The organism is Pseudomonas alliivorans, from assembly GCF_017826695.1.
Taxonomy (GTDB): Bacteria; Pseudomonadota; Gammaproteobacteria; order Pseudomonadales; family Pseudomonadaceae; genus Aquipseudomonas; species Aquipseudomonas alliivorans.
Genome location: NZ_JAFFZW010000007.1, coordinates 58,708 through 72,763 on the forward strand (window position 1 = coordinate 58,708; position 14,056 = coordinate 72,763).

Consider the following 14,056-nt stretch of genomic DNA (forward strand, 5'->3'; position numbering starts at 1 on the left):
CGTGCTTTCAGCGACAATGTGTCGCCGGACACGATGCAGACGGGTGGTTGCAGTCACGTCAGCTTCATCGTGCCGGGCATTGAAAACATCGGGATCGGGATCGCCTCTGAAGCCTTGCCCGTTCGACCATCAAGACCCGCCAGACTGTAAAGCGGTGAGCACACAGGACTGAGCCTGGCGATCACCCGCCCGGTCACTCGTAACGTAATGCGTGCGCTGGCTCGATCTGCGCCGCGCGCCAGGCCGGATAGACCGTGGCCAGAAAGCTCAGGATGAAACCGGCGCTGCAGATCAGCAGCACATCGCCACCCTGCAGCTCGGACGGCAGGTTGCTGATGAAATACACGTCGGAGCTGAAGATGTGCTGGCCGCTGACCCGCTCGATCCAGCCCACCAGACTGCTGACATTCAGCGCCGCGATGATGCCGAGCACCCCGCCGATCAGCGTCCCGACGATACCGATCACCGTGCCCTGCACCATGAAGATTGCCATGATCTGCTTCGGTGTCGCGCCAATCGTGCGCAGGATGGCAATGTCGGCCCCCTTGTCATTCACCACCATGATCAATGTGGCGATGATGTTGAACGCGGCCACCGCGACAATCATCAGCAACAGCAGACCGATCATGGTCTTTTCCATCTTCATCGCGCTGAACAGACTGCCTTGCGTGTGCGTCCAGTCATCGGCGCGATACCCGTCGCCCAGGCTACCGGCGATGGCGGTCGACACCTGCGGGGCCATGTACAGGTCTTTCAGTGCAAGACGTACGCCCTGGACCTGATTCGGCTGCCAGCGCTGCATCTGCGCGGCATCCGCGATGTTGATCAGTGCCATGGAGCCGTCCAGCTCGGCACCGACCTTGAACACGCCGACGACCGTCAGACGCTGCAGACGCGGGGTGATGCCGCCCGGCGCGCTACTGACTTCGGGCACGATCAGGGTCAGTTTGTCACCCACACTCAGCCGGAAGCGACGTGCGGTGAGATCACCCAGCACAACGCCAAACTCGCCGGGCTTCAGGTCTTCAAGGCTGCCGCGAGTGATGTGTTGAGTGACGATCGACACTTCGTGCTCGAGCGCCGGATCAACACCGCTGATCTGGATCGGCTGCATCGACCCCTTATAGGACAGCATGCCTTCCATGTCGGTGAACGGCACGGCTGCCGTGACTTCGGGATTTTTCAAGGCAGCGGCGGCCAGCGGTTTCCAGTCGTCGACAGGCGTTGTGCCAGCGATCACGGCATGGGGCACCATGCCGAGAATCCGTGAGCTCATTTCACGCTGAAAACCGTTCATCACCGACAGCACCACGATCATTGCCAGCACACCCAGTGCCAGACCGATCATCGAGGTCATCGAAATGAACGAGATAAAGCTTTTGCGGCGCTTGGCGCGGGTATAGCGCATGCCGATGAAGATGGGTAACGGTCTGAACATTCGCGGAGCACCGTAGAAAAAGTGTAGAACCCGACGCGATGACTTGCGCCGGGCCGGGTGAATCAAGCCTCGACGAGGCGACCGTCTTCCAGACGCAACACGCGGTCCATCTGTCTGGCCAGGCTCATGTCGTGGGTCACGACCAGAAACGCGGTGCGCGACGAGGTGCTCAGTTCACGCATCAGATCCTGAATGCCCTGGGCGGTGTGATGGTCGAGGTTGCCGGTCGGCTCGTCGAGCATCACCAGCCCCGGCTGATTGACCAGTGCACGGGCAATCGCCACGCGCTGGCGCTCGCCGCCGGACAGTTCGGAAGGCTTGTGCGCCAGGCGATGCCCAAGACCCACCCGTTCCAGCAGAGCAGTGGCGCGCTTGCGAGCCTCGGGAATCGCCGTACGGCCAATCAGCAGCGGCATGCAGACGTTTTCCAGCGCCGTGAACTCGGGCAACAGATGGTGAAACTGGTAGACGAAACCCAGCGCCCGGTTGCGCAACAGTCCACGGGCTTTCTCGCCCAGCGCCGACAACTCTTCACCCGCCAGCCAGACGCTGCCTTGCGAAGGCGTATCGAGACCGCCCAGCAGATTGAGCAAGGTACTTTTGCCCGACCCCGAGCTGCCGACAATGGCGACGCGCTCACCGGGGTGAAGTTCCAGTTGCAGGCCGGACAATACAACCACTGACTCCGGGCCTTCCTCGTAGGATTTACCCAGGTTGCGGCAACTCAATACAGCTTTATCAGACATGCCCGACTCACTCATAACGTAACGCCTCCGCCGGCTGGGTGCGCGCAGCACGCCAGGCGGGATACAGGGTGGCGAGGAAACTCAGGACCAACGCCGCACCGCAGACCTGGAACACGTCCTGGGCCATCAGTTGCGAAGGCAGGTAATCGATGAAATAGACGTCGGCGTTGAGAAACTTGTGGCCTATCAGCCCTTCGAGCGCCGATATCGCCGCGCTGACGTTGAGCGCAGCCAGAATGCCCAGCGCCGCGCCGATCAGGGTGCCGACAACGCCGATCACTGTCCCCTGCACCATGAAGATCGCCATGATCTGGCGTGGCGTGGAGCCCAGCGTGCGCAGGATGGCGATATCACCCTTCTTGTCGTTGACCACCATGACCAGCGTGGAAATGATGTTGAACGCCGCTACGGCCACGATCAGCAGCAACAGCAATCCGATCATGGCTTTTTCCATGCGGATCGCCTGATACAGGTTGCCGTGTGTGCGGGTCCAGTCTCGGGAGTAGAAATTGTTTTCACCCAGCTTCTGGGCGATTTCCCACGACGTACGCGGTGCCGCGAACAAATCGTCGAACTTCAGACGCAGGCCTTGAACCTGATTGGGCTTCCAGCGATGCAGGCGCGCCAGATCGTCGAGATTGGTCAGGCCCAGGTAGCCGTCGATCTCGCCAGCGCCGACATGAAAAATGCCGATCACTTCGAAACGCTTCATGCGCGGAAACATGCCAGCAGGCGTCAGCGACACTTCAGGCGCCACGAAGGTCAGCTTGTCGCCGACCGCCACACCCAGCTTGGCCGCCGCCTTGTCACCAATCATGATGCCGAAACTGCCGGGCTCAAGGCTGTCGAGCTTACCCTGCTGGATGAAGTTGTCGATGATCGACACCTTGCGTTCCTGAGCCGGATCAATGCCGTTGAGCAGCACTTTCTGCACCTTGCCTTCATGGGTCAGCAGACCCTGCATCTGAGTGAACGGCGCAACCGCAAGCACCTGAGGGTTCTCCTGAACCCTGGCGGCCAGCGCCTTCCAGTCAGTGATCGGATCGCCGGACTCGATGGTGGCGTGGGGCACCATTCCGAGCACGCGGGTGCGCATTTCATGATCGAAGCCATTCATGACCGATAACACGACTATCATCACCACAACGCCAAGCGCCAGGCCAATCATGGAAGTCAGGGAAATGAAGGAAACAAAATGGTTACGTCGTTTTGCACGTGTGTAGCGCGTGCCGATGAATACAAAAAGAGGTCTGAACATTAGGGACTTTGTTCGCAGGAATGAGGACGTCCGTGTGGCGGGCCTTGACGTGCAGCTTTACACTCGAGACTCTCTGACCACCGCCGCTACCATGGGTTCGCCATGTCGACATTAGATGAAGCAGAACGCCGCGAATACTACCGTATCGATGCCAGCGTCGCACTGGAAATTAACCCGCTGTCCGCAGCCGAGACCGCCAGCCACGAGGCCATTAAAGAGACCTCGGCGCTGTTCGACCTGCTCAGCGAGCTGCATGTCAGCGAATTCGAATCCCAGCATCTGCTGCGCCAGCTCGATGAGCGGGACCGCGTGCTCAACAGCTTTCTCAAGTCGCTGAACAAGCGCATCGACCTGCTCGGCCAGGTCGTCGCCCACACCGCGCTGGGCAAGCTCGGCACACCGCAGCAGGTCAAACTGTCCGAAGGCGGCATGCAGTTCAATTCGTTGCAAAATTATACGGTGGGCGAAGAGCTCTCGATCAAGATGGTGCTGATGCCACAGGCATCCGGTCTGATGCTGCACGCCAGAGTCACGCAGAGCGATCCGCAGGCCGACGGCGGTTTCGACACCTGGGTCGAGTTCGTGCAACTGCCCGATGCGCAGCGCCAGCTGATTGCCCGCCACGTTCTGCAACGTCAGGCGCAGCAACGTCGGCAGGCGCTGGAGCGAGGGCAGCCCTCGGGCTCATGATCAACCCTTCATCCGATCACACAAGTAGTTGGCGCCTTAGAGGCCAGGAGTAAACGTGACCCTTATCTACGGCCACCGCGGCGCCAAGGGCGAAGCACCGGAAAACACCCTGACCAGCTTTCAGGAATGCCTCAAGCATGGCGTTCACCGTTGCGAACTGGACCTGCACCTGTCGCGTGACGGGGAACTGATCGTCATCCATGACCCGACCCTCAAGCGCACCACCGACCGGCGCGGCAAGGTCCATGAACATGAAGCCTCGGACCTCGTGACCTACGACGCACGCAAGGGTGGACCTGGCTGGGTGAACCCCTGCCCGATTCCGCGCCTGGAAGAGCTGTTCGAAAAATGCAACTTCGAACACTGGCAACTGGAAGTCAAAAGCGCCTCACGCACCCGCGCCGCAAACACCGTGCTGGCAATCCGCGAAATGGCTCAGCGTCACGGCTTGCTGAACAAGGTCACCATCACGTCCAGCTCCCGTGAAGTGTTGCGCGCCGCGGTCGAGTTGACACCGGATATCTCGCGGGGACTGGTGGCCGAATACGCCTGGCTCGACCCGCTGAAGGTCGCGCAGAACTATGGTTGCGAAATTCTGGCGTTGAACTGGACGTTATGCACCCCTGAACGCCTGCAAAAGGCACAGCGTCAGGGGCTGCATGTGTCGGTATGGACGGTCAACGAACCGGCGCTGATGCGCAGGCTCGCTGACTTCGGCGTAGACAGCCTGATTACAGACTTTCCCGGTTTGGCCACCGCCACGCTCGGGAATCGCTGAAATCGGTCGCCCCGGCCGGCTCAGGCCACCGGCCGGAGTCGCTCAAAAAAGCCGGTTGAGGCCATCGTAAGCGGCTACCCGATAGGCTTCGGCCATGGTCGGGTAGTTGAACGTGGTGTTCACGAAGTACTTGATCGAGTTGGCTTCGCCCGGCTGGCTCATGATCGCCTGACCGATGTGCACGATTTCGGATGCCTGGTCGCCGAAGCAATGCACGCCCAGTACTTCCAGCGTCTCGCGATGGAACAGTATCTTCAGCATTCCCACGCGCTCGCCGGAGATTTGTGCACGCGCCATGCCCTTGAAGAACGCCTTGCCCACTTCGTACGGCACCTTGGCCTGGGTCAGTTCGTGCTCGTTCTTGCCGATCGAGCTGATCTCGGGAATGGTGTAGATACCGGTCGGCACGTCATTCACATAACGCCAGCTGCCATTGTCGACCACACTGCCCGCAGCCGAGCGGCCCTGGTCATAAGCAGCACTGGCCAGACTCGGCCAGCCGATCACATCACCTGCACCGTAAACGCTGGCAACGCTGGTGCGGTAGGTTTCATCGACTTCTATCTGGCCACGGCCATTGGCCTTGAGGCCGATGTTTTCCAGACCCAGCTTGTCCGTGTTGCCGGTACGTCCGTTGCACCACAGCAAGGCATCGGCCTTGATCTTCTTGCCGGACTTGAGGTGCAGAACCACCCCGTTATCCAGGCCTTCGACCTTTTCGTATTCTTCGTTGTGGCGAACCATCACGTTGTTGTTGCTGAAGTGATAACTTAGCGCCTGCGAAATCTCGGTATCGAGGAAGCTCAGCAGTTGATCGCGGTTGTCCACCAGCTCGACCAGCACACCCAGACCGCTGAAGATCGACGCGTACTCACAGCCGATCACGCCAGCACCGTAGATGATCAGCTTGCGCGGGGTGTGTCCCAGGCTGAGGATGGTGTCGCTGTCGTAGATACGCTTGTGGCTGAAATCGATGTCCGCCGGCCGGTAGGGACGCGAGCCGGTGGCGATGATGATCTGATTGGCGACCAGCTTTTCCATGACGCCATTGGCGCAGACCACGTTGATGCTGTTCTCGTCGGCAAAACTGCCCGTCCCGAAAAACACATCGACCCGGTTGCGGGCGTAATAGGCGGTGCGTGAGGCAACCTGCTTGGAGATGACCATCTCCGCGTTCTTCAACACATCCGGAAACGAAAACCAGCGCGGCTCGCCAATGGCCCGGAACATGGGGTTGGTGTTGAACTGAATGATCTGTTTGACCGAGTGACGCAGCGCCTTGGACGGGATGGTGCCCAAATGAGTGCAGTTGCCGCCCACCTGCCGACGGCTGTCGACCATGGCGACCTTGCGTCCCGCCTTCGCGGCGTTCATTGCCGCGCCTTCTCCGGCTGGGCCGGAACCCAGTACCACTACGTCGTAGTTGTAGACAGCCATGCGTACTCCTTTAGAACAGTCCGAGGCGCCACTCTGGCATCTCTGGCTAAATCACGCGGCGCAGCCTAGCGCTGCGCCGAGGCGGCGAACATTAACCCTTGGTCGCGTCGAAGGCCACTTTTGTCTGTGCCGCACTTAAAGTGGTCGCTCCATCACGAGCCGGTCGAACGACGCGTTGCTGTGAATGATAAAGCGCTTATCGGCACGAATCACAAAAAAAGCAGCAATTTGATGCTCTTGCGCGTAACTCCATCCCCGCTCAGGTCCCAGAATCAACAACAGCGACGACAGCCCGTCGGCCATCATGGCCGAGGGATGAAGCACCGTGACCGAAGCAAGCGCATGACTGACCGGCAGACCGTTCAGCGCATCGAAGGTACGCGAACGCGCGTGCCGTCCATGCTCGAAATGATCACGATAATCACCGGAGGTGGATACACTGTAGTCGTCCAGCTGGAAGATTCTCTGTGCAGTCTCTCGATCATCGCGGGGTGCTTCCAGCTTCACCTGCCAGGGCGCACCGTGCGGCTTGCGACCCTTCACACGCATCTCGCCCATGGCCTGCACCATGTAATCGTGCACGCCGACCGTTTCCAGATAACGGGCGATGCGATCAACAGTATGACCGGCCGCCAGACTGTTGAGATCCACCTGCACGGCGGCGTCCTTGCACAAACGCTGACCGTCGATTCTTAGATTGCGATAACCGATCAGGCCCCGCGCACGCTCCAGTTGCGGTGCGGATGGCACCTGCTGTGTCTTGGAGGCGTGAGCGCCAAAACCCCAGAGCTCCATGAGAGGCTCTACGGTCAGATCGAAGGCCCCATTGCTCGCCTGCGACAACTGCCTGCCAACATCAATGAGTTCCAGCACGGCGGGCGGCATGTACTGACAACTGTTGGCGGGCAGCGCATTGAACCGGCTTATGTCCGAATCAAGCCGCCAGGTCGACATTTGCTGATCCACTTCGGCCAGCACGGTCTCGACTTCGGACTGCAAATGGGCGCGATCGGGCGTTGTGGCGTCACGGGCGTAAACCACTGAATAGTGATTGCCCATGGTCGGCCCGCCAAAACTTTCCAGCGTCCGCTCCCGCTCGCAGCCACCACACATGACCAGCCACAGGCATACCGCCAACCTGCCCAGCCCTCGTAACCCTATTCCCTGCAAATCAGCGCCCTGCACATCAGTGTCTTGAATACCCATCCTGGAGCGCTCGCCTTCAATGCCGAGCACCGCGAGGTCAAAAGCCAGCAAGAGTGCCTTGCCCGGCAGCGTCGGGCAAGGCCGAAACGGCCATTCACTCTAATCACATCGATCGTTTGCGAAGCACTGCCCTTCAGTACAGGCGAAAGTCCGACAAGTCCCACAGCAGTTTCAGACAGGTGGTGCCGTTGCCTGCAACACGCCCAGTGTTACGTGTTGTGCTGCTCAACCAACATGGTTGTTTCCAGACACTTTAAGCGCTGTCAATCCCCTTCCAGCTAATAGGTAATTCCCGAAACGGTTGTCTTTGAGCCACGTAACACATACTGTTACAAATGTGCGTGATGAGCGGGATACTTCACGGTTTTGACGCATGCGGGATAAAAACGACAACGGCCTCCAAGCCGATGAGCCTGAGCGAGTAACTAAATGGCCTCCACAACCAGTAAGGGCAAGGCGATCTTTCGCGTTGTCAGCGGTAACTTCCTCGAAATGTTCGACTTCATGGTCTATGGCTTTTACGCCACGGCCATTGCCAAAGCTTTCTTTCCTTCAGACAGCGCTTTCGCATCCCTGATGCTGTCGCTGGCCACATTCGGCGCAGGCTTCCTGATGCGGCCGCTGGGCGCAATCTTTCTGGGTGCCTACATCGACCGCCACGGACGCCGTAAAGGTCTGATCGTTACCCTCGCCATGATGGCTGCGGGCACGTTGTTGATAGCCTGTGTACCGGGCTATGCGACGCTGGGTGTCGCTGCGCCGTTGCTGGTGCTGCTGGGACGCCTGTTGCAAGGTTTCTCGGCAGGCGTGGAACTGGGTGGCGTTTCGGTCTACCTGGCGGAAATCTCGACACCGGGTCGCAAGGGCTTTTTCGTCAGTTGGCAGTCCGCCAGCCAGCAGGCGGCGGTGGTATTTGCCGGTCTGCTGGGCGTTGGCCTGAACCACTGGCTCAGCGCCGAGCAGATGACTGACTGGGGCTGGCGTGTGCCGTTCCTGGTTGGCTGCATGATTGTGCCGGCCATCTTCATCATTCGCCGCTCACTTGAAGAATCCCCCGAGTTCGAAGCCCGTACGCATCGTCCGACCCTGCGTGAAGTGGTTCGCTCGATCAGCCAGAACTTCGGTCTGGTGCTGGGCGGCATGGCGCTGGTGGTCATGACCACCGTGTCGTTCTACCTGATCACAGCTTACACACCGACGTTCGGCAAGAACGAGCTGAACCTGACAGACCTCGAAAGCCTGCTGGTGACGGTGTGCGTGGGTGTGTCGAACTTCATCTGGCTGCCGATCATGGGTTCGTTCTCGGACCGTATCGGGCGCAAGCCTTTGTTGATAGCCGCCACCGTGCTGGCCATTGCCACCGCCTACCCTGCCCTGTCGTGGCTGGTGGAACACCCAAGCTTCAGCCATCTGCTGATGGTCGAGCTGTGGTTCTCGTTCCTGTACGGCTCCTACAACGGTGCCATGGTCGTTGCGCTCACCGAGATCATGCCGGTCGAAGTCCGCACCACAGGGTTCTCGCTGGCCTACAGCCTGGCGACTGCGACCTTCGGTGGCTTCACGCCAGCAGCCTGTACTTACCTGATCCATGCACTGGGCAACAAGGCAGCACCGGGCATCTGGCTAACCGGCGCCGCCGTGCTGGGCCTGATCGCAACGCTGGTCCTGTTCCGCAAGGGCGGCCAGAAGCTTGAAGCACCTGGCGCTGCAGCGACGGCCTGACAACGGGTCGCAGCACGCCATAAAAAACCCCGGTCTGACGTCGTTCAGACCGGGGTTTTCTGCATCTGCACCTTGCATTTATTCTCTCCGGGGCTCATCAGGCGCTGGCTATTCAGCGCGCCCCATACCTCGAATGATAAGACGGAGCGCCCGTGGCAACCTGCGGATTCCAGTCCGCAGCCTGACCGCACGCCTTGTCCAGCTCAGCCCAGGGATCGGATTTCTCGTGCTCGCACCAGCAACCTTTGGAATGCAGGAACACCGCTCCGCGATCAGCTTCCTCCTGCCCCGCCAGGCAAACCCTGCAAGACACCACGCGCCTGTTCAGCCGCCAGCGGCTGTTCCACTTGATGAGATCGTCAATCATCATCCCATCCCTCCGATAACCAAGTCTTGAAACTGTGAGTGAATGCACGCTCGCAAGTTTCTATGTATCTGGAAGTAACTGACCGACGGTTTTTTTATTCACTGCATTGCGGAAAGCGATGCTGGAGAAGGGCTGGGCGCTAACGGAATTCTGACCGTGAATGTGGTGCCCCTGCCAGCGACGGAATCCACATCGATACTGCCCTCATGGGCATTGATGATAGCGGACGCGATATAAAGCCCGAGTCCCAACCCTGCGCCAGCACCGTATTCAACGCCGCCTTCGCCAAGGTACCGAACCATCGGACTGAAAAGACCGGCCCTGGCACCCTCTTCAATCGGAACGCCTTCGTTATGGACGGACAGGCAGGCACCCCCCTGATCATCGCTCAGGGTCACTGTAATGGCCTTACCGGAATCGCCATGCTTGATCGCGTTGCCAATCAGGTTGGAAATGACCTGCTCCATCCGGGAACGATCGAAACTGGCAGCAAGCCGGGGCTCGGACAGCAGGACGATAGTGCGATCAGGATGATAGGCACGCGCTTCCTCAACCATGGCTTCACAAGCCTGCGCCAGATCGTCCATGCGCCTGCGCACCGGAATGCCTGAGCCCAACTGGGTGCGAGTGAAATCCAGCAGGTCACCGACGATGCTGACCGACCGTCTTACACTGGTGAATATACGCGACACGTTTTTAGTGGCTCCGGGAGGCAGGTCGCCTGCCCCCAACAGCACCTCGGCGCTCAGCGAAATCGCGCCCAGCGGGCTTCTCAGGTCATGCCCGAGAATGCCCAGAAAGACGTTTCGTGCAGCATCTACCGCCTGCGTGTAGGTCACCACCGATTCGGCAAGCGCCTGATCGATCGCCTCGTTGAATCGGATAATGTCTGAAATCTCCTGATCTTTAGTCACGCCCTTCGGCGGCATCCAGAGCACGAGCACGCTGGTTCGCAAGGCCCGATACTCGGCAATCATCTGACCGATCGTGAAGCCTGAGACCTGCCGAGTGTCGGCGTGTGTCTCGGCAGCGGTGCGACTGAGTGAATCCGGCGCCTCGCCATGAGACTTCGAGATTCTCGCGGCGTGGGTCTGCGCCGTTCGCAGATCGGCAGCTATCGCGAGCAGCATTTGCTCGGCGTGGTCCCGCAAGGCCGCCGTGTCCATGCCATCTGCTGCCGGGGTCATGGTTTTCGCGAAGTCTTCCCATTGCTGCAGGATGGGTTCGATATTCTGAACGATGAAATCAGCCAGCCGCATGCCGTGTACTCCATTACCAGGGGGAATGTCTTGCGCAAAACGCCTCGCGACGCAGGTTGCGATCCAGCAAATCTGGGCGCGAAGCTACAGGTATTACACACGCACAGGCGATTTTTATCGTAATGACCTCATCCTTTGAGCTTCCATGGCCTGAAACTCATCCAGAGCAACAGCCCTGGCACCTGCAGCGCGATCATCAGTCCGAGCGACCATTGATAGGCCTCTGGCGGATGCGCCACGCCGTCCAGAGTCGGCCAGAAGTTCAGCACTGCCCCCGCCAGCCACTGCAGTATGAACGCCAGCACGAACACCACCAGATTGAAGGATGAACTCACCCTTCCTGCCAGTTCCGGCGAAACCGATTGCGCCACGATGGCGTAATTCATGGTGGTCGAGGTACCAAAGAAGCTGAAGCCCATGGCAATCAGATAAGGCGAAACCGGCAACCCACTGATCATGAGCACCTGGACGCCGATGAAGATTGCCATACCAGTGCCGCACACCATGATCGGCTGCACGCCGAAGCGGCGCAGATAATCCGTTATCGTGCCGAACGCCAGGGAGCCTGCGACCATCGCGACCGCGCCGAACAGCAGCACACCGGCCATGTCGGATTCGCTCAGACCAGCCACGTCGTGCAGCCACGGCCCCATCCACAATGACAGCACCGACATGTAAATGGCGTGGGCGAACACTGAGTAGAGCGCCAGACGCCAGAAGGTCCAGGAGGCGTACAGCTTGCCGACTGCGGCAAACATGTCGGCAAACCGTGCAGGCCGGGCCTCGTATGTTCTTGGAACGCTGAAATGAATGATTCCTGCCACTCCGAACGTCAGCAGCGCCAGAATCAGAAACGCCTCACGCCAGGTGAACCCCTCGAGCAGCAGGTGCAGAGGCGTGGTGGATGCCATCGCGCCGAGGCCGCCAATCGACAGCAGGCAGGCGGTGCTCAACGGCAGACGCTCGACCGGCAGCCAGATGGCGCAGGCCTTGATGGCGCTCATCAGCGAGCCCGCGACGCCCAAACCGATCAATCCTCGCCCGATCAGCAGACCGGTCTCGGTGCTGGACAGGCTGAAGATGACCGAGCCCAGCACTGAAAACAGCAGCATCGGTGCCTGCACACTGCGTGGCCCATACCGGTCCAGCATCACGCCCAGTGGAATCTGCGCAGCGGCAAACGTCAGGAAGTACACGCCGGTCAGCAACCCGAGGCTGCTGGCAGGCAGACCAAGGTCAGCCTGCAGATCCACGTAGATCACGGCATTGACGGTACGGAACAGGTAGGAAACGAAGTGGCCCAGGCCGAAAGGAATGAATATCGTCAGAAACAGAAAGAAGAAACTGGTTTTGAGTTGTTTTTGCGCACCATCCATGACCGAACCATTGTTCATCCGAACACCCTTCCATGAGCCATCGCCTGCGCGACTATCAGCTCTACGTCGCGGGCGTCGATCTTCCCACGATCTGTCGCCGCCACCAACCCACAAAAAAGGGCCGGACCCTGTTTGCACAGGATCCGGCCCTTTCGTCACACACTACCCGGACTGGCCGGGCAGCGCATATTTACTGCGGGAACGCTGGCGGATTGACGTCAGCCATGTCTTCCATCACACGAACCACCTGATGGCTGTAACCGAATTCGTTGTCGTACCAGACGTACAGGACAACGCGGTTATCGTTGACGATGGTCGCTTCGGCGTCCACCACACCGGCGTGACGCGAGCCCACGAAGTCAGTGGAGACCACTTCCTGCGAGTTCACGAAGTCGATCTGCTTGTGCAGGTCCGAATGCAGCGCCATGTAGCGCAGGTACTCGTTCATTTCTTCACGAGTGGTCTGCTTCTCGAGGTTGAGGTTGAGAATGGCCATGGACACGTTCGGCGTCGGAACGCGGATCGCATTGCCGGTCAGCTTGCCGGCCAGTTCAGGCAGCGCCTTGGCAGCCGCCGTGGCAGCACCGGTTTCGGTGATGACCATGTTCAGCGCGGCGCTGCGACCACGACGGTCGCCCTTGTGGAAGTTGTCGATCAGGTTCTGGTCGTTGGTGTACGAGTGAACCGTCTCAACGTGACCGTTGACGATGCCGAACTTGTCGTTGACTGCCTTGAGCACTGGCACGATGGCGTTGGTGGTGCAGGAAGCCGCAGAAACGATCTTGTCGTCAGCGGTGATTTCGCCGTGGTTGATGCCGTGCACGATGTTCTTCAGCTTGCCCTTGCCCGGCGCAGTCAGGACGACGCGGTCGATGCCAGGGCAGGACAGGTGCTGACCCAGACCGTCGGCGTCGCGCCACACACCGGTGTTGTCCACCAGCAGAGCGTCCTTGATCCCGTACTGGGTGTAGTCCACCTCGGTCGGGTTCTTGGCGTAGATCACTTGGATCAGGTTGCCATTGGCGGTGATGGTGCTGTTGGCTTCGTCGATGGTGATGGTGCCGTCGAACGGACCGTGCACCGAGTCACGACGCAGCAGGCTGGCACGCTTGACCAGATCGTTTTCCGCGCCCTTGCGCACGACGATGGCGCGCAGGCGCAGGCCGTCGCCACCACCGGTTTTCTCGATCAGGATGCGCGCCAGCAGGCGGCCGATGCGACCAAAACCGTACAGCACAACGTCCGTGCCCTTGCGCGGGCTGGTGTTCTGCTGACCGACAACGCTGGCCAGTTCGTCACGCACGAACTGCTCAGGCGTACGGCCGTTGCCTTCGGTCTTGAACTTGACCGCCAGCTTGCCCAGGTCCACCGAAGCGGCGCCCAGTTTAAGCTCGCTCATCGCCTTGATGAGCGGGAAAGTCTCGTGTACGGACAACTCGCTCGCATCGGACTGACGATGGCGCGCAAAGCGGTGAGCTTTGAGAATCGCGATGACTGAACGGTTGATCAGGCTGCGGCCATAGATCGAACTCACCACATTATTATTGCGGTAGAGCTGACCGATAAGCGGGATCATCGCCTCGGCGAGGGCTTCACGATCGATCCATTCACCAAGACACTGGTCGGGCTTCTGAGTCACGGGAACCTTCCACATGTAGGGGCTGAAAAAAGGGGCTACATTATGACCAAGCCAGTGTTTATGAGCAATGCGCGACTGTCAGATCGTTAGGCACTACATAATTTCGGCCCGTAAATACACGGTAATCGACCGGAAAACTG

Annotated in this window: 12 protein-coding genes; 3 read left to right on the top strand and 9 right to left on the bottom strand. The window is 59.5% G+C overall.

The window, feature by feature from the left end:
- Positions 1 to 193: 193 nt before the first annotated feature.
- The 3 genes from JTJ32_RS18215 to JTJ32_RS18225 all read right to left on the bottom strand — a co-directional run bounded on the left by JTJ32_RS18215 (position 194) and on the right by JTJ32_RS18225 (position 3,442).
- On the bottom strand, positions 194 to 1,438 hold the full coding sequence (locus tag JTJ32_RS18215) for a lipoprotein-releasing ABC transporter permease subunit (protein WP_184323240.1): 1,245 nt from the start codon (positions 1,436 to 1,438) through the stop codon (positions 194 to 196).
- Positions 1,439 to 1,500: 62 nt separating this feature from the next.
- A complete protein-coding gene (gene lolD, locus JTJ32_RS18220; protein WP_173335977.1) occupies positions 1,501 to 2,184 on the bottom strand; it encodes a lipoprotein-releasing ABC transporter ATP-binding protein LolD in 684 nt (227 codons plus the stop codon).
- Positions 2,185 to 2,191: 7 nt separating this feature from the next.
- The gene (locus JTJ32_RS18225) at positions 2,192 to 3,442 is read right to left on the bottom strand and encodes a lipoprotein-releasing ABC transporter permease subunit (protein WP_210042870.1); all 1,251 of its coding nucleotides are present in this window, start codon (positions 3,440 to 3,442) and stop codon (positions 2,192 to 2,194) included.
- Positions 3,443 to 3,544: 102 nt separating this feature from the next.
- Here JTJ32_RS18225 and JTJ32_RS18230 point away from each other — a divergent pair, with 102 nt between their 5' ends.
- On the top strand, positions 3,545 to 4,132 hold the full coding sequence (locus tag JTJ32_RS18230; RefSeq protein WP_210042872.1) for a PilZ domain-containing protein: 588 nt from the start codon (positions 3,545 to 3,547) through the stop codon (positions 4,130 to 4,132).
- A 55-nt stretch (positions 4,133 to 4,187) separates the two neighbouring features.
- Positions 4,188 to 4,910: a glycerophosphodiester phosphodiesterase gene (locus JTJ32_RS18235; protein WP_210042873.1), complete on the top strand. Its 723-nt coding sequence runs from the start codon at positions 4,188 to 4,190 to the stop codon at positions 4,908 to 4,910.
- Positions 4,911 to 4,952: 42 nt separating this feature from the next.
- Here the strand turns inward: JTJ32_RS18235 and sthA are convergent, their stop codons facing one another.
- Complete coding sequence (gene sthA, locus JTJ32_RS18240) at positions 4,953 to 6,347, bottom strand: Si-specific NAD(P)(+) transhydrogenase (RefSeq protein ID WP_099228945.1); 1,395 nt, start codon at positions 6,345 to 6,347, stop codon at positions 4,953 to 4,955.
- Between the two features lie 135 nt (positions 6,348 to 6,482).
- Entirely contained in the window at positions 6,483 to 7,460 is a 978-nt protein-coding gene (locus tag JTJ32_RS18245; RefSeq protein WP_184323313.1) for an FAD:protein FMN transferase, read from the bottom strand.
- Positions 7,461 to 7,982: 522 nt separating this feature from the next.
- Between JTJ32_RS18245 and tcuC the strand changes: the two genes are divergently transcribed.
- Positions 7,983 to 9,275 (top strand): MFS transporter, encoded by a 1,293-nt coding sequence (tcuC, locus tag JTJ32_RS18250; RefSeq protein WP_099228946.1) that lies wholly within the window; start codon positions 7,983 to 7,985, stop codon positions 9,273 to 9,275.
- Between the two features lie 112 nt (positions 9,276 to 9,387).
- On the opposite strand, the gene JTJ32_RS18255 is transcribed toward tcuC, so the two are convergent.
- The 4 genes from JTJ32_RS18255 to JTJ32_RS18270 all read right to left on the bottom strand — a co-directional run bounded on the left by JTJ32_RS18255 (position 9,388) and on the right by JTJ32_RS18270 (position 13,931).
- A complete protein-coding gene (locus tag JTJ32_RS18255; protein WP_184323237.1) occupies positions 9,388 to 9,645 on the bottom strand; it encodes a hypothetical protein in 258 nt (85 codons plus the stop codon).
- Positions 9,646 to 9,740: 95 nt separating this feature from the next.
- Entirely contained in the window at positions 9,741 to 10,901 is a 1,161-nt protein-coding gene (locus JTJ32_RS18260; RefSeq protein ID WP_210042874.1) for a sensor histidine kinase, read from the bottom strand.
- Positions 10,902 to 11,029: 128 nt separating this feature from the next.
- Positions 11,030 to 12,295: an MFS transporter gene (locus JTJ32_RS18265; RefSeq protein WP_210042875.1), complete on the bottom strand. Its 1,266-nt coding sequence runs from the start codon at positions 12,293 to 12,295 to the stop codon at positions 11,030 to 11,032.
- Positions 12,296 to 12,467: 172 nt separating this feature from the next.
- Positions 12,468 to 13,931, bottom strand: a complete 1,464-nt coding sequence (locus JTJ32_RS18270; protein ID WP_083185824.1) for a glyceraldehyde-3-phosphate dehydrogenase — start codon at positions 13,929 to 13,931, stop codon at positions 12,468 to 12,470.
- Positions 13,932 to 14,056 lie beyond the last annotated feature (125 nt).